At 65.9% G+C, this 18,358-nt stretch carries 21 protein-coding genes; 12 read left to right on the top strand and 9 right to left on the bottom strand.

From position 1 onward, the window contains the following. The first annotated feature begins 11 nt into the window (after nt 1-11). Complete coding sequence (locus MF6396_RS17405; RefSeq protein ID WP_088514900.1) at nt 12-638, top strand: response regulator transcription factor; 627 nt, start codon at nt 12-14, stop codon at nt 636-638. Between the two features lie 75 nt (nt 639-713). On the opposite strand, the gene MF6396_RS17400 is transcribed toward MF6396_RS17405, so the two are convergent. Next, complete coding sequence (locus MF6396_RS17400; protein ID WP_043861132.1) at nt 714-1,034, bottom strand: DUF883 family protein; 321 nt, start codon at nt 1,032-1,034, stop codon at nt 714-716. A 130-nt stretch (nt 1,035-1,164) separates the two neighbouring features. On the opposite strand from MF6396_RS17400, the gene MF6396_RS17395 reads away from it, so the two are divergent. Beyond that, nucleotides 1,165-1,419: a hypothetical protein gene (locus tag MF6396_RS17395; protein ID WP_043861131.1), complete on the top strand. Its 255-nt coding sequence runs from the start codon at nt 1,165-1,167 to the stop codon at nt 1,417-1,419. A 13-nt stretch (nt 1,420-1,432) separates the two neighbouring features. Here MF6396_RS17395 and MF6396_RS17390 read toward each other — a convergent pair whose 3' ends face one another. Further along, entirely contained in the window at nt 1,433-1,921 is a 489-nt protein-coding gene (locus tag MF6396_RS17390) for an LEA type 2 family protein (protein WP_043861130.1), read from the bottom strand. Nucleotides 1,922-2,102: 181 nt separating this feature from the next. Here MF6396_RS17390 and MF6396_RS17385 point away from each other — a divergent pair, with 181 nt between their 5' ends. The 3 genes from MF6396_RS17385 (at nt 2,103) to zapE (ending at nt 4,793) form a co-directional block, all read left to right on the top strand. Next, nucleotides 2,103-2,402, top strand: a complete 300-nt coding sequence (locus MF6396_RS17385) for a hypothetical protein (protein WP_043861129.1) — start codon at nt 2,103-2,105, stop codon at nt 2,400-2,402. A gap of 28 nt (nt 2,403-2,430) precedes the next feature. Beyond that, nucleotides 2,431-3,579 carry a PQQ-dependent sugar dehydrogenase gene (locus MF6396_RS17380; protein WP_078481097.1) on the top strand — a complete coding sequence of 383 codons (1,149 nt, stop codon included), beginning with the start codon at nt 2,431-2,433 and terminating at the stop codon, nt 3,577-3,579. Between the two features lie 104 nt (nt 3,580-3,683). Further along, nucleotides 3,684-4,793: a cell division protein ZapE gene (zapE, locus tag MF6396_RS17375; protein WP_078481095.1), complete on the top strand. Its 1,110-nt coding sequence runs from the start codon at nt 3,684-3,686 to the stop codon at nt 4,791-4,793. Between the two features lie 6 nt (nt 4,794-4,799). Here the strand turns inward: zapE and MF6396_RS17370 are convergent, their stop codons facing one another. Both MF6396_RS17370 and MF6396_RS17365 read right to left on the bottom strand, forming a co-directional pair. Beyond that, nucleotides 4,800-5,234, bottom strand: coding sequence for a YqaA family protein (locus tag MF6396_RS17370; protein WP_043861126.1), 435 nt, complete (start codon nt 5,232-5,234; stop codon nt 4,800-4,802). A 10-nt stretch (nt 5,235-5,244) separates the two neighbouring features. After that, entirely contained in the window at nt 5,245-5,676 is a 432-nt protein-coding gene (locus MF6396_RS17365) for a DUF411 domain-containing protein (protein ID WP_043861125.1), read from the bottom strand. Nucleotides 5,677-5,944: 268 nt separating this feature from the next. Here MF6396_RS17365 and MF6396_RS17360 point away from each other — a divergent pair, with 268 nt between their 5' ends. The 3 genes from MF6396_RS17360 to MF6396_RS17350 all read left to right on the top strand — a co-directional run bounded on the left by MF6396_RS17360 (nt 5,945) and on the right by MF6396_RS17350 (nt 8,093). Next, nucleotides 5,945-7,081, top strand: coding sequence for a sterol desaturase family protein (locus MF6396_RS17360; RefSeq protein WP_043861124.1), 1,137 nt, complete (start codon nt 5,945-5,947; stop codon nt 7,079-7,081). A gap of 70 nt (nt 7,082-7,151) precedes the next feature. Further along, nucleotides 7,152-7,898 carry an SDR family oxidoreductase gene (locus MF6396_RS17355; protein WP_043861123.1) on the top strand — a complete coding sequence of 249 codons (747 nt, stop codon included), beginning with the start codon at nt 7,152-7,154 and terminating at the stop codon, nt 7,896-7,898. Between the two features lie 9 nt (nt 7,899-7,907). Next, complete coding sequence (locus MF6396_RS17350; RefSeq protein ID WP_043861122.1) at nt 7,908-8,093, top strand: DUF1289 domain-containing protein; 186 nt, start codon at nt 7,908-7,910, stop codon at nt 8,091-8,093. A gap of 41 nt (nt 8,094-8,134) precedes the next feature. Here the strand turns inward: MF6396_RS17350 and ppk2 are convergent, their stop codons facing one another. The 4 genes from ppk2 to MF6396_RS17330 all read right to left on the bottom strand — a co-directional run bounded on the left by ppk2 (nt 8,135) and on the right by MF6396_RS17330 (nt 12,941). Further along, entirely contained in the window at nt 8,135-9,169 is a 1,035-nt protein-coding gene (gene ppk2, locus MF6396_RS17345; RefSeq protein ID WP_043861121.1) for a polyphosphate kinase 2, read from the bottom strand. A gap of 205 nt (nt 9,170-9,374) precedes the next feature. Continuing rightward, nucleotides 9,375-10,736, bottom strand: coding sequence for an LLM class flavin-dependent oxidoreductase (locus MF6396_RS17340; RefSeq protein WP_058540422.1), 1,362 nt, complete (start codon nt 10,734-10,736; stop codon nt 9,375-9,377). 17 nt (nt 10,737-10,753) lie between these two features. After that, complete coding sequence (locus MF6396_RS17335) at nt 10,754-11,734, bottom strand: aliphatic sulfonate ABC transporter substrate-binding protein (RefSeq protein ID WP_078481093.1); 981 nt, start codon at nt 11,732-11,734, stop codon at nt 10,754-10,756. Between the two features lie 283 nt (nt 11,735-12,017). Beyond that, the gene (locus MF6396_RS17330) at nt 12,018-12,941 is read right to left on the bottom strand and encodes a hypothetical protein (protein WP_078481092.1); all 924 of its coding nucleotides are present in this window, start codon (nt 12,939-12,941) and stop codon (nt 12,018-12,020) included. Between the two features lie 268 nt (nt 12,942-13,209). Here MF6396_RS17330 and MF6396_RS17325 point away from each other — a divergent pair, with 268 nt between their 5' ends. Together MF6396_RS17325 and MF6396_RS17320 are read left to right on the top strand one after the other, a co-directional pair. Further along, complete coding sequence (locus tag MF6396_RS17325; protein ID WP_043861117.1) at nt 13,210-13,497, top strand: hypothetical protein; 288 nt, start codon at nt 13,210-13,212, stop codon at nt 13,495-13,497. A gap of 267 nt (nt 13,498-13,764) precedes the next feature. Next, nucleotides 13,765-14,961 (top strand): HPP family protein, encoded by a 1,197-nt coding sequence (locus tag MF6396_RS17320; RefSeq protein ID WP_043861116.1) that lies wholly within the window; start codon nt 13,765-13,767, stop codon nt 14,959-14,961. Here MF6396_RS17320 and MF6396_RS17315 read toward each other — a convergent pair. Further along, on the bottom strand, nt 14,902-15,765 hold the full coding sequence (locus MF6396_RS17315) for a LysR family transcriptional regulator (RefSeq protein ID WP_054916507.1): 864 nt from the start codon (nt 15,763-15,765) through the stop codon (nt 14,902-14,904). The two genes, MF6396_RS17320 and MF6396_RS17315, sit on opposite strands and share 60 nt — an antisense overlap. A 144-nt stretch (nt 15,766-15,909) precedes the next feature. Here MF6396_RS17315 and MF6396_RS17310 point away from each other — a divergent pair, with 144 nt between their 5' ends. Both MF6396_RS17310 and MF6396_RS17305 read left to right on the top strand, forming a co-directional pair. Further along, nucleotides 15,910-16,854 carry a LysR family transcriptional regulator gene (locus tag MF6396_RS17310; protein WP_078481090.1) on the top strand — a complete coding sequence of 315 codons (945 nt, stop codon included), beginning with the start codon at nt 15,910-15,912 and terminating at the stop codon, nt 16,852-16,854. An 85-nt stretch (nt 16,855-16,939) separates the two neighbouring features. Continuing rightward, nucleotides 16,940-18,352 (top strand): DOPA decarboxylase, encoded by a 1,413-nt coding sequence (locus MF6396_RS17305; RefSeq protein WP_078481089.1) that lies wholly within the window; start codon nt 16,940-16,942, stop codon nt 18,350-18,352. The last annotated feature ends 6 nt before the right edge of the window (nt 18,353-18,358 follow it).

The following is an 18,358-nucleotide window of genomic DNA, read 5'->3' as shown; positions in this document are numbered from 1 at the left end:
AGGGGATTTCCATGCAGGAACCGAAGGTCTACGTGGTCGACGACGACCAGGGCATGCTCGACTCCACCGTCTGGCTGCTGGAGTCGGTGGGCCTGCAGGCGCTGCCGTTCACCAGTGGCCAGGCTTTTCTGGAGGCCTGCGATGCGGCGTTGCCGGCGTGCGTGCTGCTGGATGTGCGCATGCCCGGCATGGGTGGGCTGAGCGTGCAGGAAGCCTTGCGCGCCCGGGGCGTGCAGGTGCCGGTGATCTTTGTCAGCGGGCATGCCGATGTGCCGATCGTGGTACGCGCCTTCAAGGCCGGGGCCATCGATTTCATCGAGAAGCCCTACAACGACCAGTTGCTGCTCGACAGCGTGCAGGATGCCTTGGGGCGCTCGTCACGGGTTCAGGTCAGCAGTCGCCAGCGCGATGAAGTGCAGGGGCGCATCGACAGCCTCACCCCGCGTGAGCGCGACGTGTTCGTGCCCCTGGTGCAGGGCTATACCAATCGGGAGATTGCCGAGCAGTTGCAGGTCAGCGTGAAGACCGTGGACCTGTACCGTTCGCGGGTGATGAAGCGCATGCAGGCCGAACACCTGCCGGACCTGGTGGGGATGGCGATTGCGTGTGGGGTGGTGGACCCCTTGAAACTGCGTTGAATGCATCGCGGGTCAAGCCCGCTCCCACAGGTACAGTGCAAGCCTGTGGGAGCGGGCTTGACCCGCGATTGGGTGTCAGGAGCGACGTCCCAGCAACAGCCCGACCACCAGCCCGAAGCCGGCCGAAATCGCCACGGTCTGCCACGGGTGGCCGCCAATGTAATCCTCGGTGGCATCCACCGCCGGCTTGGCCTTTTCACGCACGCCGCCCACCGCATCCAGGGCCTGCTTGAGCTTGAGGCCCACCTGTGCGCGCAGGGTCTCGGCTTCTTCGCCCACCAGGGTGGAGCTGTCCTTGAGCAGCTTGTCAGACTCTTCGATCAGCGCCTGCAGTTCGCTGAAGGCCTGGTCCTTGATTTGTTCGGCATCGGCTTTAAGGGTGCTTTTCCTGGCCATGTACGCTTCCTCGTTGAATGATGGTCACTGTATCAATGGATGCCTGAGCGCGCCGAAAGTTGCAGCGCCTTGGCGGCGCTCGGTGGCTACAGTGTAAGATAGCCCCCATTTTCAAGTGGCAGGAATCCCCATGAGTTTCAATCTGGCCAACATGAGCTTCGCCGAGCGGGCACAGATCGAGGACGAGAAGTCGCGACTGTTCGAGCTCTGGCAATCGAACCTGGGCAAGGCCAAGGCCGAAGCCGCGCGGCTGATCAGCGAGAAGCCGCGGCGCAAGGGCAAATGGGCCGAGTGGGTGCGGGCCGAGCTCGACGGCATGTCGCCGCCGGAGTTCGCCAACATGGTGCGCAGCGAAGTCAACAAGCTGATGGCGGCTGCCAAGTAGCCGACCCCCAGCGCTACCACGCCGTATCGGTGGGCTTGGGCAGCGCCAGCCGCCCGCTGTCGGTGAAGCGCATCGTGCCGAAGGCGCCCCCGGCCAGCTTGCCGCGCAGCACATAGGGCATGCCATCCAGGTTGCTCACCCGGCTCAGGCCCACGGCCTGGCGCAGCATCGAGAACGCGGTGATGCTCACCGGAATGCTCAGTACCGCTTCGTCATAGCGCCCGATGCTGCCGTGCTGATCGCTGACCCCGGTTGCCAGCGGCTGGCCATTGACCTCCAGGTTGAGCGCCACGCCGTTGTAGTCGATGGGCGTTTCATTGGGGTTCTGCACCCGCAGTTTCACCGCCATGCGCATTTCCAGGTCCTGGCCGGGCAGCGGCTCGATGCCGATCACGCTGATGGTCAACGGGTCGCGCCCCTGCAGCAACGCGCAGGCGCTCAGGCTCAGGGCCAGCAGCAGGCCCAGGCCGACACGCAGGGTATGACGCAGGAAACAGGGCATGGGGCTTGGCTCCGGACAAATGTCTCTGCAGTGTGGCAAATGCCCGGCGCGGTTGAAAGTGGCGCAAGCAGCGTAACAATCTGAATCATCTCCGGCCCGGCAACGGGTTTCGTCGCGAACCTCTCGCGCCGTAGGCTATCCAACGCCTGGGGCCACTGACGTTGTGCAGGAGATGAACGCGATGAACCGATGGTTGCCGGCACTGACCGGCGCAGCACTGAGCCTGATACTGGGCATGCCTGTTCAGGCCGCCGACGCGGGCAATCCCTACAACGACCCGGTGCGCCGCGCCAACCCCAATTCCCAGCAGGGCACCGTGCGTTCCACGCCACCGCCGCGCGGGCCTTCCACCCAGCCGCTGCCGCGCCCACCCACCCTCGACAATGGCGGCATCGGCAACGGCCAGAACCTGCGCCGTGAACAGGTACCGCCGCGCCTGGACCCCTCCCGCCCGCCGCGCGAATCGACGCGTACGCCCTGATCGCTTGGCCCACTGCAAGGAACCCTGCATGTCTTCACGTACCTGGCTACTCTCCCTCTGCGCTGCGGCGCTGTTGCCGCTGACCGCCACCGCCGCCCCCGAGCGCACCTTCCCCAGCGAAGAAGGCCAGCTCACCGTCAGTACCCTGGCCGAGGGGCTGAAGAACCCCTGGGCGCTGGCGTTCCTGCCCGACGGGCAGGGCATGCTGGTGACCGAGCGCCAGGGCAACCTGCGCATCATCAGTGCCGACGGCAAGGTCGGTTCGCCGTTGAGCGGCGTGCCGCAGGTGTGGGCCAAGGGGCAGGGCGGGTTGCTCGACGTGGCGCTGTCGCCGCAGTTCGAGCAGGACCGCATGGTCTACCTCTCGTATGCCGAAGGCGGGGGTGATGGCGACACGGCCGGTACTACCGTGGGGCGCGGCCGCCTGTCGAGCGACAACCTGCGCCTGGACGACTTCAACGTGATCTTCCGCCAGCAGCCCAAGCTGTCCAGCGGCAACCACTTCGGTTCGCGGCTGGTGTTCGACCGCGACGGCTACCTGTTCATCGCCCTGGGCGAGAACAACCAGCGGCCCACCGCCCAGGACCTGGACAAGCTGCAGGGCAAGGTGGTGCGCATCCTGCCCGACGGCCAGGTGCCCAAGGACAACCCCTTTATGGGCCAGAGCAACGTGCGCCCCGAGATCTGGTCGTATGGCCATCGCAACCAGCAGGGCGCGGCATTGAACCCGTGGACAGGCGAACTGTGGACCAACGAGCACGGGCCTCGCGGCGGCGACGAGATCAACATTCCCAAGCCGGGCAAGAACTACGGCTGGCCCCTGGCGACGCACGGCATCAACTACTCGCTGCTGCCGATACCCGAGGCCAAGGGCAAGCGCGTCGAGGGCGCGGTGGACCCGCTGCACGTGTGGGAGAAGTCCCCGGCCATCAGCGGCATGGCGTTCTACGACAACCCGCGTTTCAAGGCCTGGGACCACAACCTGTTCATCGGCGCGCTGGCCGCCCAGGAGCTGATCCGCCTGCAACTGGATGGCGACAAGGTGGTGCATGAAGAGCGCCTGCTGGGGCAGTTGAATGCGCGCATTCGCGATGTGCGGGTGGGGCCGGACGGCTTTCTCTATGTGCTGACCGACGAGAGTGACGGTGCGCTGCTGAAGGTGGGCCTGACGCAGTAAGCGGCGGCGCGTCCTTTGCCGGCAAGGCCGGCTGCTGCAGGCGAAACACGCCCCGAAAACCTCACTGATGCTACCCTTGGCCTTTTTCCGCACAGGCCCCCGGCATGTCCAGCCTCACCCCGCTGTCGTTGTACCGGCAATCCATCGAACTCAATGGCTTTGTCCCCGACGCTGCGCAGCAGCATGCCGTCGACTGCCTTCAAGCCTGCTTCGAGGCTCTTGAGCGCGGCGAGGTGGCGCGTGGGGTATACCTGTGGGGCCCGGTCGGGCGCGGCAAGACCTGGCTCATGGACCAGTTCCACCGCTGCCTGCAGGTGCCCGCCCGCCGCCAGCACTTTCACCACTTCATGCGCTGGGTGCATCAGCGCCTGTTCCAGCTCAACGGCACCGCCGACCCCTTGCAGGCCCTTGCCCACGGCCTGGCCGAAGAGATCCGCGTGCTGTGCTTCGACGAACTGTTCGTCAACGACATCGGTGACGCCATCATTCTCGGTCGCCTGTTCCAGGTGCTGTTCGACAGCGGCGTGGTCATCGTCGCCACCTCCAACCAGCCGCCGGCGCAGCTCTACGCCGACGGTTTCAATCGCGAACGCTTCGTGCCGGCGATTGCCGCCATCGAGCGGCACATGCACGTGGTGGCGGTGGACGGCGGCCAGGACCATCGCCTGCATCCCGGTGCCGAACTGCAACGCTACTGGGTGCGCCAGCCGGGCCAGCCCAGCGCGCTGGGCCAGGTGTTCGAGCAGTCGAGCGCGGGTGAACCGGTCAGCCGCGAGGACCTGAGCCTGGGCTACCGCACGGTCAAGGTGGTGCGACGCAGCACCTCGGCGGTGTGGTGCACTTACAACGAACTGTGCGAGCAGCCCCTGGCCGCCATGGACTTCATGGCCCTGTGTGATCGCTTCAAGGTCATTCTGCTGGGCGAAGTGCCTGCACTCGGGGCCCGGCAACGACCGGGCAGAATCGCCCGCGGCACCGAGGACGGCGCCGAGCGGGTAGTGGCGGGGGATCGCGAACTGCCGCAGCTGTCGATTCACGACGACAGCGTGCGGCGCTTCATCGCGCTGGTCGATGAATGCTATGACCGCCGCGTGGCGCTGTACGTGGAGGCCGAGGTGGCACTCGAGGCGCTGTATACCGAAGGCTACCTGGAGTTCCCATTCCGTCGCACCCTCAGCCGGCTGCGCGAGATGCAACTGCAACGCTTCTGCTGAAGCCGCTCAGCTGTGCACCCAGCCCAGGGTCAACAGCACCAGCACCAGGTAACGCCCGGCCTTGGCCACGGTCACCAGCAGCATGAAACGCCAGAATGGCTCGCGCATGATCCCGGCGATCAGCGTCAGCGGGTCGCCGATCACCGGCATCCAGCTCAACAGCAGCGACCACTGGCCATAGCGCTGGTAGCGCTGCTGGGCCCTGTCCAGCTGGGCCTGGCTGAACGGAAACCAGCGCTTGTCGCGCAAGTGCTCGATACCCCGACCCAGCAGCCAGTTGACCACCGAGCCCAGTACATTGCCGGCGGTGGCAATCGCCAGCAGCAGCAACCAGGCATCAGGTTCGTGCAGCAGCAGCCCGACCAATACCGCCTCGGACTGCAACGGCAGCAGGGTGGCGGCGCCAAAGGCGCTGAGGAACAGCCCCCAGCCGCTCAGCATGGCGCCGTGCTCACGGGTAGTTGGCGACCACTTCGTCGGTGCCGTCGCGGGTCAGGCCGATGACCTGGTAGGCATCCTTGTGATCGCCCATTTCCATGCCTGGCGAGCCCATCGGCATGCCCGGCACGGCCAGGCCGCGCAGGTCGGGACGCTTGGCCAGCAGCTGGATCTGCTCGGCCGGCACATGGCCCTCGACGAACTTGCCGTCGATCACCCCGGTGTGGCACGACGCCAGGCGCGGCGCCACGCCCAGGCGCTGCTTGACTGCACTCATGTTCGGCTCCACATGGTCATTCACGCTAAAGCCGTTGTCGCGCAGGTGGCTGATCCATTCCTTGCAGCAACCGCAGTTGGGGTCGCGGTACACATCGATGGTCTGGCCGGCCTGGGCCAGCGCACTCATGGCCAGCAGGCCGAAGGCAACGAAATTCTTTTTCAGCATCGTGGATCTCCGGGGCCGCCGTCAGGGCAACCCGCGTCTCGAATGATCGGTGGTCGGTCAGTGCAACAGGGTAACCGGGCTCATGGCTGGAGCATAGCCGGGTGAAGCTGTCGCCAGACTGAGCGCTGCATTACAGATTTGTAAGGTAGGACACTGCCTGCGTGACCTGTGGGAGCACTCGCTCCTCTAACCCCAAACGATGGCGTCGTGCCTGGTCAGGGCGACCATCGGTGATGGAGTACCACAGTCAATCAAGGAAACATGACCCATGCAGGCACTCAAGGCCTACTTCAAGCGTCACGGGCACGAGCCGTTCCGGTTCGGTGAAGGGCGTATCAGCGGCTACCTGTCGGCCATGCTCGGCTTGCTCAGCCTGCTGGCGGTGCTGTGCTTTCTGTTCCCGCAGTGGCTGACCTTCGGCGAGTTCCGCAAGGTCTACAGCGAGCAGTTCGCCCGCACCCTGCTGCTGGCCGGGCTGGTGCTGGCGTTCAGCCTGGGCACCCTCAACATCCTGCTCAACCGGCGCAAGCGCCTGGGCTTCACCGGCATCAGCGCGGCGGGCCTGGCCGTGTTTCTGGGCGGCACCAACATTCAGACCGAAACCATCGGCCAAACCCCGTATTCCCTTGGCCTTGACTGGTTCGTGCTGGCGCTGCTGGTTTCGGCGATCATCTTCATCCCGCTGGAAAAGCTCTACGCCAAGGACCCGCAGCAGAACATCCTGCGCCCGCAGTGGCGCACCGACCTGAGCTACTTCTTCGTCAGTCACATGCTGGTGCAGTTCATCCTGATCTTCGTCACCGCCTCGTCCACCTGGCTGGCCGGCTGGGTGGTGTCCGAAACGCTGCAGGCCAAGGTGCAGAGCCTGCCGATCGTGGTGCAGTTCGTGCTGGCGGTGTTCGTCGCCGACCTGGGGCAGTACTGGCTGCACCGCCTTTACCACGTGGTGCCGTGGATGTGGCGCTTCCATGCGGTGCACCATTCCAGCACCGCGATGGACTGGCTGGCCGGCTCGCGCATCCATTTCGCCGAAATCCTGCTGACCCGCACCGGCGTGCTGGTACCGCTGATCCTGCTGGGCTTCTCGCCGCAGGCGATGAATGCCTACGTGATCCTGGTGGGCGTGCAGGCGGTGCTGGCGCATGCCAACGTGCGAATCGACGGCGGCTGGCTGAACTACGTGCTGGTGATGCCGCGCTACCACCACTGGCACCATGCCCGGCACAAGGACTACATCTACAAGAACTACGCGATCCACCTGCCCCTGGTCGACATGCTGTTCGGCACCTTCAAGCTGCCGCGCAAGGAATGGCCGACCCGCTACGGCGTGTTCGGCAAGGACCTGCCCGAAGGCATCGTGCGCCAGCACCTGTACCCGCTGCAAAAGCCCGAGCCCAAGGCCTGATAGCCCTTTGCCCGCTGCCCCATGCTGCGTTAGCCTTGCCGGGTGAACGGCATTGGGGCCAGGAGTATCCATGGACAACGTGATCATCATTACCGGCGCCGGTCGCGGCATTGGCGCGGCCACTGCGCTGGCCGCTGCGCGGGCCGGCTACCGCATCTGCATCAACTACCTTGCTGATGACGCCTCGGCCCATCGCGTGCTGGAGCAGGTGCGCGCGCTGGGTGCCGAGGCGATCACGGTGCGCGCCGATGTCAGCGTCGAGGATGAAATCATCCAGCTGTTCCAGCGTGTCGACAAGGAACTGGGCCGGGTCACGGCGCTGGTCAACAACGCCGGCACCATCGGCCACCAGAGCCGGGTGGAAGAGATGTCCGAGTTTCGCCTGCTCAAGCTGATGAAAACCAACGTGGTGGGGCCGATGCTGTGCGCCAGGCATGCGCTGCAACGCATGTCGACCCGCCATGGCGGGCCGGGCGGTGCCATCGTCAACGTGTCATCGGTGGCCGCGCGGTTGGGTTCGCCCAACGAGTATGTCGACTACGCCGCCTCCAAGGGCGCGCTGGACACCTTCACCCTGGGCCTGGCCAAGGAAGTGGCGGGCGAGGGCGTGCGTGTCAATGGCGTACGGCCGGGCTACATCTTCACCGACTTCCATGCCCTCAGCGGCGATGCCGAGCGGGTCCGCAAGCTGGAACCGGGCATCCCCATGGGCCGTGGCGGGCAGGCGGCCGAAGTGGCCGAAGCGATCCTGTGGCTGCTGTCGGACAAGGCCTCCTACACCACCGGCAGCTTCATCGACCTGGGCGGTGGGCGCTGAGCGCGCAGCATGGCCAAGGATATCGACAACCCGTGCATCTCGGCGTGCAAGCTCAGCGGCGAGCTGTGCGTGAGCTGCGGGCGCAGCAAGGACGAGATCAAGCAGTGGAAGCGCATGAAGCGGCCCGAGAAGATGGCCACGGTGGAGCGGGCGGCCAAGCGCCTGAAGGCCCTGAAGAAGAAAAACAAGCGCTAGGCCGCAGGTAGCGCGCCATCCTGACGCGCCCCCAGCGGTGGTCAGTGGGTGTTGACCAGGTCCTCTTCCTCCAGCCCGCGCGAGGCGCGGCCGACCAGCAACGGGTCGGGCTGGTGGGCGACTTTCGGGTCCTTGTCGGGGTAGTCCAGCGTGTGCAGGAAGTGGCGGATGCAGTTCAGGCGCGCCCGCTTCTTGTCGTCCGACTTGATCACGGTCCACGGCGCATCGGCGGTATCGGTGTGGAAGTACATCGCTTCCTTGGCGGCGGTGTACTCGTCCCACTTGTCCAGCGACTTGATGTCGATGGGCGAGAGCTTCCAGTGCTTGAGCGGGTCGTCACGGCGCGAGATGAACCGGCGCAGTTGCTCTTCGCGGTTCACCGAGAACCAGAACTTGAACAGCAGGATGCCGCTGTTGCACAGCATGCGTTCAAGCTCCGGGGTCTGACGCATGAACTCCAGGTACTGCATCGGCGTGCAGAAGTCCATCACCCGCTCGACGCCGGCGCGGTTGTACCAGGAGCGGTCGAAGAAGACCATTTCACCGGCGGTGGGCAGGTGCTGGATATAGCGCTGGAAGTACCACTGGCCCTTCTCCTGGTCGGAAGGTTTTTCCAGGGCCACGATACGCGCGCCACGCGGGTTCAGGTGCTCCATGAAGCGCTTGATGGTGCCGCCCTTGCCGGCGGCATCGCGGCCTTCGAACAGCACCACGATGCGCTGGCCGGTGGCTTTTACCCAGTTCTGTACCTTCAGCAGCTCTATCTGCAACTCATGCTTGGCCTTTTCGTACTCGGCGCGGCGCATGCGGTTGCGGTAGGGGTAGTTGGCGGGCAGGGCGGCAGACACGCTGTCTTCGTTGGAGCCGCGACGCGGCGCACTGGCCACCTGCAGCGCGGCAGGCTCGTGGCTGATGGCACTGATTTCGATTTCGGCAGGGATCACCTGAGCAGGCTTGCGCGGGGCGCGTGGGCGGCGCGAACGAGTGACGGCCGCTTTGGGCGTGGCCGGCGAACTGCTGTCGTTGGACGAGGCGGATGGCAGGGGCAGGGGGTGTACGGTGGATTCTTCGCTCATGGTGGGCCTGTTTTGCGTTCTGATTTCCTCTATCTAGTGTAGGAGTGTGATTTTGCGATCTGTTGATCCTGGTCAATAGCGTGGAGGCAAGTGGCCATATATCACGCGGTAACGGTGGTGCTGCAATCGCGGGTCAAGCCCGCTCCCACAGAAACCGTCGAACCTGTGGGAGCGGGCTTGACCCGCGATTGCAGACGGCACGGTCTCAGATCTGCACCAACCGCCCCGCATGCTCGGCCGGCAACCGATCCCCACGCCCGAACAGCTTGTGGCGCAAGGTGCCCGCCTCATACTCGGTGCGATAGCGCCCGCGCCGCTGCAGTTCCGGCACCACCTTGTCGACCACCGCCTGCAGGTCATCCGGCACCACCGCGTAGGTGAGGTTGAAGCCGTCGATGCCGGTGGCATCCAGCCACTGCTCCAGCTGGTCGGCAATCTCCACCGGCGACCCCAGCAGCACCGGGCCACGCCCGCCCAGGCTGACGAACTCCGCCGCCTCGCGCACGGTCCAGCGCCGGTTCGGGTCCGACCTGGTAAAGGCGGCCAGCGCTGTGCGCCCGGCATCGTTTTCGATGTACTCGATCAGCGCATCCGGCTCCAGGTTGGAAAAATCGATGCCGGTCCAGCCCGACAGCAAGGCCAGCGCCGCCTCGATATCCACGTACTGGCGGTACTCGTCCAGCCTGGCCTGGGCCGCTTCGCGCGTGTCACCCACGATCAGCAGCGCCTGCGCGTATATCAGCACCTCGCCTTCCTGGCGCCCGGCCTCGCGCGTGGCCTGGCGAATGCCGTCCACATAGCTGCGCAGTACCGTCTGGGTCGGGCCGCTGATGAACACGCATTCGGCGTGGGTAGCGGCAAAGCGCTGCCCGCGTGCCGAGGCGCCGGCCTGGAACAGCACCGGGGTGCGTTGTGGCGATGGTTCGCTCAGGTGCACGCCAGGCACCTGGAAGTGCGCACCGGCATGCCCGATCGGGTGCACCCGCGCAGGCTCCACGAACACCCCGCGGGCCCGGTCGCGGACCACCGCATCGTCGTCCCAGCTCTTCTCCCACAGCTTGTAGAGCACCTGCAGGTACTCCTCGGCCAGCTCGTAACGCTCGTCGTGGGCCAGCTGTCGGGCCAGCCCCAGGTTGCGCGCGGCGCTGTCCAGGTAGCCGGTGACGATGTTCCAGCCCACCCGCCCGTCGCTCAGGTGATCGAGGGTCGACATGCGCCGGGCGAACGGGTACGGGTGCTCATAGGTGAGGCTGAAGGTGATGCCGAAGCCCAGGTGCTCGGTGACCCCGGCCATGGCCGGCACGATCAGCAACGGATCGTTCACCGGTACCTGCACGCCGCCGCGCAGGGCTGCGTCGTGGCTGCCCTGGTACACGTCGTACACGCCCAGCACATCCGCGATGAACAGCGCGTCGAAACGTCCGCGCTCCAGCAGCCTGGCCAGCCCGGTCCAGTAGCTCAGGCGATTGAAATCGCTGCTGGTGTTGCGTGGGTGGCGCCACAGCCCCGGCGACTGGTGCGTGGCGGCGTTCATGCTGAAGGCGTTGAAACGGATGGGCTTGGACATGCTCGAATCGCTCGCGGTCAAGGCAGTACGGAGACGGGGTACACGGCGTCGGCGACCTTGAGCGGCTTGGGAATCAGGCCCAGGCCCTGGAAGGTGTCCGCCAGCTTCTGCTGTTCGGCCGTGATCTCGGGGGTGATGGCCACCGCGTTGTAGTTGCGACGCTCGCTGGCCACTTCCAGCACGTCGGCGCCGATACCCAGTTGCGGAGCCAGCAGGGCCGCCACTTCCTTGGGTTTTGCGTTGGCCCAGTTGCTGACCTTGCCCAGCTCGGTGAAGAAGGTCTTGAGCACACCACGGTTCTCGTCGGCAAAGGCTGGCGAAGACAGGTAGAAGGTGCGGTTGTTGGTCAGCCCGGTGCCGTCGCGCAGGGTCTTGAGGCCGGGTTGTTTTTCCGCTGCGGCGAGGAAGGGGTCCCACAGGGTCACGGCCTTGACGCTGCCCGATTGCAGGGCGGCCACGGCATCGGCGGCGTTGTTGACGTAGGCCGGGTCGATGTCCTTGTAGCTCAGGCCGGTGTCCTGCAGGGCCACGGCCAGCAGATACTGGGCATTCCAGCCGCGACCGGTGGCCACGCGCTGGCCCTTGAGGGCGGCGATATCGGCGACCTTGTCCTGCTCGCGCACCACAATGCCGATGCCGCGCGGGTAGGGCTGTTCGGCGGCCAGGTACACCACCGACTTGCCCGATGCCTGGGCGAACACCGAGGGCGCATCGGCGGCGTGCCCCAGATCGATGGCGCCGGTGCTCAGGGCCTCGAGCAACTGCGGGCCGGCGGCGAACTCGTACCAGCTGACCTTGATGCCTTGCGGCGCCAGGGCTTTTTCCAGGGCGCCGGAGCCCTTGAGAATGTTGACGCTGTTGAACTTCTGGTAGCCGATACGCAGGTTCTTGGTTGGCTCGGCGTAGGCGGCCGGGCCAGGCAGTACCAGGCTGGCGAGCGCGGCAAAGGCACCGCCAAGCAGCAGGCGGCGCAGGGTCGAAGGAGGTTTGTTGGACATGGTGAGGGCTCCGCAGGCGGGTTCGTCAGGTGTTTTCTGGTAGGGCCTGAAAGTAAAGGCTGACGCCCGCGGAGTGCAATTTTTTTATTGCTTTTAGTTAGAACAAATAGTTATTTTTATATCCTTTTTGAATTTATCGGCCGTGCCAGTCGCCCACAAAAAAGCCCCCGATGGGTCGGGGGCTTTGTGTGTGCATCAATGCATGAACAAGGCGATCAGAATGATGATCGGGATAGGCACACCGAGGAAGAACAGCAGTATCGAGCGCATGGTGAATCTCCTGTCAGAGGGTACGGGCAGTGGTGGGGTCGACGCGCACCGGGTCGGCCGTCAGGAACACGGCGGCATCACGGCGACGGCCACCCCAGATGGCGAACAGGCTGGCGAAGAACGCGCCGCACAGCAGCGCCACGAACATCCACAGCGCAGAGGCGGCAGCGGCCTTGCGTGCGGCGTCGGCCAGTTGCTTGGCCTCTTCGATGGCCTGGCGGGCTTCGGCGAACACGGTGTCGATGCGCTGTTCGGCTTCTGCCTGGCTGATCTGGGTGCGCTGGGCAATCACGTTGGCCAGGTAGGCACGGTCTTCGGCGTTCAGCTGGCCGTCGGCCAGGCCACGCACGAAGATGCGCGCGGCAATGCCGTGGGCCGCGTCATCGGTGACCGCCACCGGGCGTTCGTCACGGAACAGCATGTCGATGAAGTAGGCCGAATCGTCATTGCTCGCCTTACTGCTGTTGGCAGCCGCGCCGGCACCGGCCGCAGCCACGCCAGAGGCCGCCATCGCGCCGGCCTGGACGCCGCCGCTCACCACCGAGCTCACCGAACCCACCACCAGCACCGCAGTTACCAGCGTGGCAAAGGCCCAGGCCAGGAAACCGTGGGCGGTATCGCGGAAATACACTTCATCGCTATGCAGGTTGGCCCATTTGACCCGCAGCCGCCCGGCGATGTAGCCGCCCAGGCCCGAGGCAATGATCTGCGTCAGCGCCAGCCACACGATGCTCGAAATACCCAGTTGCTTGGCCGTGGCGCCATCACCCGGCCACGGCGAGACAGCCGAGAACCCCAGGCCGAAGCCCAGCACGATAAGGATCAGCGACAGTGCGGCGGCACCGGTGGCACCGGCGAAGATGGCCGCCCAGGACACCCCTGAGTGGCTGGAGGTGTCCCCCGCGGGGACGGCGTAGGTATCGGCACTTGTAATCATTGTTGGTGCTCCAGTCATGAAATGGGTCTTCCCCCTCCTGTAGAGCAGTTGCTGTGCCAAATGCTACGAAATATTTATCCTTTCAAAATCAATCAGTTGTAAAACCGAACCGTCCTAAGGCCATGCAGCCTGCATGAGTGCCCGTTTTGCCTCATGCAAATTGCAACCTTGCGCCCGACGGGGATTCCCCACACCCCGCCTGGTGGCTTACCCTAGCCGCCGGTTGGCGCCAGTGGGCGTCACGCATTCCTGCCGTTGGAGCTCTAGCATGTATCAAGACACCGCCACCGTGACCGTCAGCGCCGAATACGCAGGCAAGGAGACCGAGGCCGTGGACAATGCCAATGTGTTGATCGGGTTGAAGGTCGATGGCGAAACCCGCTTCACGGTCGAGTTCAACGGCAAGCTGGACGCCCCGCAGGACCCCACCCATATCTGCGTCACCCTGAGCAACGGCCTGTCCTATCACGGCGAGATCACCGATGGTAGGGCCGATGAAGTGGGTGGCTACATCGCCTTCGACTGCGACGGCATCGACCCGGCACTGCTTGGCTGATTCGGCCGTTCAGGCCCGTTCAGCGGCAGGAGCGCAGCCTTGCGCTCCTGCCATAACCCTCCCGCCGGCTCATCCAGCAAAATAATTGCACTCAAGCTGCATTTTTTTGCGTTGGAGCCCATCCCCGCTTTTGTTCAGACTGCGCGCATCCGAACCCCCGGATTTCCATCTCCAGGGACGGAGCCCTTTGCGTATTGCCCCCTCGCGATACAAAGCCCCCTCGTCTTGGGCGGGCTTCTTTTATTTCAACAGGTACCAGGTCGTCGCATGTCCACCCGCCGTCTGAACAACTGGCTCGATCGCTTCATCCCCGCCGCGTTGCATATCCCGCCCAAAGAGTGGCTGCGGGCCGGCCTTGGCGCCGTGCTCGGCCTGCTGGTGGCCGGCGGGCTGTGCAGCGTGCTGTTCGGCAACGCCGTCACCCTGCACCTGATGGCCCCGCTGGCTGCGTCGGCGGTGCTGCTGTTCGGGGTGTCCTCGGGCGCACTGTCGCAGCCCTGGCCGCTGCTGGGCAGCTACAGCTGCGCGATGCTGGTGGGCCTGGTGCTGCACCACTGGCTGGGCGCGAGCCTGGTGGTGGTGTGCATGGCGCTGGTGCTGGTGGTGCTGCTGATGTGCCTGCTGCGCTGCCTGCACCCGCCGGGCGCGGCACTGGCGGTCAGCCTGGCGATGGCCGACCCGTCGCTGGCGAGCCTGGGCGCCCAGGTGGTCGAGCCGGTGCTGCTCAATGCCCTGTGCCTGCTGCTGGTGGCAGTGGTGTACAACCGCCTGACCGGCGTGCGCTACCCCAAGATCGTCGCCCCGCGGCCCGACCTGCACCGTACCCAGGATGCGCCCGTGAGCGAGCGGGTAGGGGTGAGTGCCGGCGACCTGGACCGCGCATTGAATGAACTGGGCGAGTTCGTCGACGTGACCCGTGATGACCTGGAGCGCATCATCCTGGCCACCGAGCGCCATGCCTTGCAGCGCAGCCTGGGCGGCATGACGGCTGCCCGGGTGATGTCGCGCGACGTGCAGTCCGCCAGCCCGGACACCACGCTTGAGCAAGCCTTCAAGATGCTGGGCGAGCATCGCCTGAAGATCCTCCCCGTGCTCGACGAGGCGCGCCAGCTGGTGGGTATCGTCAGCGTCGGCGACCTGCTCGATTCGGCAATGGCCGCACGCCGTTTCAGCTGGCGCGCGCTGTTCGGCCGGCGTCGCCCGGTGCGCCTGGAACAGGTCATGACCAAACCGGTACGCAGCGTGAACAGCGACGAACCGGCGGTGGCCCTGATCCCGCTGCTGTGCGACCAGGGCCTGCATTGCCTGCCGGTGCTCGAAGCCGGGCAACTGGTGGGGGTGGTCACCCAGACCGACCTGATCGGCGCGCTGCACCAGCAACTGCTGCAGCGCGAGCAGGCCGGTCTAGATCAGCGGGTCCCAGCGCTGGGACCAGTCACTGTCCCCCGCGACCACGCCGCGTAACAGGCCAAACGCCTGTTGCAGCGCTGCCGAGTCGCGCTCGCGGGCGTACACCAGGTAGGTCGGGTAGGTGAACTCCGGCGCCTGCAATACCCGTTCGAGCACGCCGCAGTCCAGGTAGCTCTGCACCACGCGGGCGCGAAAGTAGCCGCTGCCGCCGTGTTCGAGGATGTACTGCAAGGCCATCGGGCCGAGGTTGAAGCTCAAGGCAGGGCGCGCGTGCTCGGGCAGCGCCGCGTCATGCTGGCGGCGGAACGCCTCGCCCCAGTCGATGTAGATATACGGCTCGGGCTGGCCGGCACGGCGTACGCACACCAGCTTCTCTTCCAGCAGTTGCTCCACCTGCACCCCCGGGCCGTACCCCGGCTGGTACACCAGCGCGGCATCCAGCAGGCCCATGTCCAGTTTGCGCAGCAGCGTGTCGCTGTCGCCCACCTCGCTGCGGATGGCATGGCTGGGCACCTCCTGATGCAGTACGCGAACCCAGTCCAGCAGCAGCGGGTTGCACAGGCTGACTTCGCCGCCGATGTGCAGCACCTGGTAGCCGCCGGCGGGCAACGGCAGGTCGCGCCGCGCCGCCTCCCAGGTGTGCACCAGCTGGTTGGCGTAGGCCACGAAGCCCTTGCCGTCGGCGGTCAGGCTGGCGCCGTTGCGGCTGCGCACGAACAATTGGCAGCCGAGCAACTGCTCGAGCTTCTGCACCCGTGCGCTGATCGCGGTCTGGGTCACGTGCAGGTGCTCTGCGGCGGCCACCAGGCTGCCGCTGCGCACGATTTCGATGAAGGTACGCGCCAGGTCGATATCCATGGGGGCCTCGTGTTCTACCAGCGCACAGTCTAGAGCTTTCAGTGCCCTTGTAGGAGCCGGCCTTGCCGGCGAAGGCCACGCAACGGATTTTGCGTCAGGCACAAAACCCCTTAGCCTAGGGCGACTACACCGCCGGAGCGCGCCTTGAACCCCACCTTCGCCTCGTTGAGCCTTGCGCACCTGCGTACCCTCGACACGCTGTTGCAGCTCAAGAACCTCAGCCCTGCCGCCGAGCGCCTGGGCAGCAGCCAGTCAGTGCTCAGCCGCCAGTTGGCGCACATGCGCGAAGCCTTCGACGACCCGCTGCTGGTTCGCCAGGGCCGCGGCTATGTACTCAGCGAACGGGCCCAGGCGCTGGTGCTGCCCCTGCGCCAGGTACTGGGCGAGCTCGACGCCCTGCGCCAACCCGAGGCCTTCAGCCCGCAGCGCTGCGAGCGGCGATTCTGCCTGGCCGCCTCCGACTACATCGCCGAACACATGCTGCCATTGCTGGTCAGCCGCCTGGCCGAGCAGGCGCCGGGGGTGTCGATCGACTACCGCAGCTGGTCGCCGGACCAGTTCGAACGCCTGGCCAGCGGTGAAATCGACCTGGCCACCACGCTGTTCGACAGCGCCCCGGCCAACCTGCACGGGCGCATGCTCGGCGAGGATCGCGCGGTGTGCCTGATGCACCGCGAACACCCGCTGGCCCGGCACGCCGAGCTGAGCCAGGACGACTACCTGGCCTGGGGGCACGTGCGCATCTGTGGCGGCGGCGACAAGGACAGCTTCATCGACCGCCACCTGCGCGGCCAGGGCCTTGCCCGGCGCATCACCCTGCAGGTGCCGTTCTTCTCGGCGGCGGTGCAGGTGGTGTGCGCCAGCCAGACACTGGTCACCGTGCCCGAACACATCGCCCGCCAGCTCAGCCGCCTGCACCCGGTGGTGTGGTGCCCGCTGGCGTTCGTCGAACATACCCAGCGCTACTGGGTGGTGTGGCACCAGCGCCTGCAGGCTTCGGCCGAGCACCGCTGGTTTCGTGCGCAGGTGTTCGAGCTGTGGCAGCAGTCGCAGTTCGGCGTCACCGGCAGCTATGTGGATTCGCCATAGCAGCTATGCGCGGCGCGGCGTGTTTCAGCGGCCAGCCAGCGCCTAGACTCGCTGGCACTGCAATCACCCCCACAGGAGCCAGCGCGTGAGCCCAGAAGAATTTCGCCAGCAAGGTCACCAACTGATCGACCGCATCGCCGATTACCGTGCCAATGTCGCCAGCCTGCCGGTCATGGCCCAGGTCGAGCCGGGCTACCTGAAGAATGCCTTGCCCCAGGCCGCGCCGCAGCAGGGCGAACCCTTCGAGCAGATCCTCGCCGACGTGGACCAGCGGGTGATGCCCGGCCTGTCGCACTGGCAGCACCCGGACTTCTTCGGCTACTTCCCCTCCAACGGCACGCTGTCTTCGGTGCTGGGCGACTTTCTCAGCACCGGCCTGGGCGTGCTCGGCCTGTCGTGGCAGTCGAGCCCGGCGCTGAGCGAGCTGGAGGAGACCACGGTCGACTGGCTGCGCCAGATGATCGGCCTGTCCGGTGCCTGGAGTGGGGTGATCCAGGACACCGCCTCCAGCAGCACGCTGGTGGCGCTGATCTGCGCCCGCGAGCGCGCCAGCGACTACGCGCTGGTCAAGGGTGGCCTGCAAGCGCAGGCCCGGCCGCTGATGATCTACACCAGCGCCCAGGCCCACAGCTCGGTAGACAAGGCCGCGCTGCTGGCCGGCTTCGGCAAGCACAACATCCGCTACATCGAAGTCGACGAAGCCTTCGCCATGCGCCCTGAAGCGCTGGCAGCGGCCATCGAGCAGGACCTTGCCGCAGGGCTGCAACCATGCGCGGTGGTCGCCACCACCGGCACCACGGCCACCACCGCCCTCGACCCGCTCGAACCGATCGGCCGCATCGCCCGCGCCCATGGCCTGTGGCTGCATGTGGACTCGGCCATGGCCGGTTCGGCGATGATCCTGCCCGAATGCCGCTGGATGTGGACCGGCATCGAGCAGGCCGACTCCATCGTGGTCAATGCGCACAAATGGCTGGGGGTGGCGTTCGACTGCTCGCTGTATTTCGTGCGTGACCCGCAGCACCTGATCCGTGTGATGAGCACCAACCCCAGCTACCTGCAGTCGGCGGTCGATGGCGAAGTGAAGAACCTGCGCGACTGGGGCATCCCGCTGGGGCGCAGGTTTCGTGCGTTGAAGCTGTGGTTCATGTTGCGCAGCGAAGGCGTGGAAGGCTTGCAGCAACGCCTGCGCCGCGACCTGGGCAATGCTCGCTGGCTTGAACAGCAGGTAGGTGCGGCGCCGGGCTGGGAGGTGCTGGCGCCGGTGCAGTTGCAGACCCTGTGCATTCGTCACCAGCCTGGCGGGCTGGAAGGCGAGGCACTGGACCGCCACACCCGCGCCTGGGCCGACCGGCTCAATGCGTCGGGCGCGGCGTATGTGACCCCGGCGACGTTGAACGGGCAGTGGATGGTGCGGGTGTCGGTGGGCGCGTTGCCCACCGAGCGCGAGCATGTGGCAAGGCTCTGGGAGGGGTTGCAGCAGGTGGTCAAGGGCTGATCCCTG

Source organism: Pseudomonas sp. MF6396, assembly GCF_002018915.1.
Taxonomy (GTDB): domain Bacteria; phylum Pseudomonadota; class Gammaproteobacteria; order Pseudomonadales; family Pseudomonadaceae; genus Aquipseudomonas; species Aquipseudomonas palmensis.
This window is presented reverse-complemented; position numbering and strand designations above follow the sequence as displayed.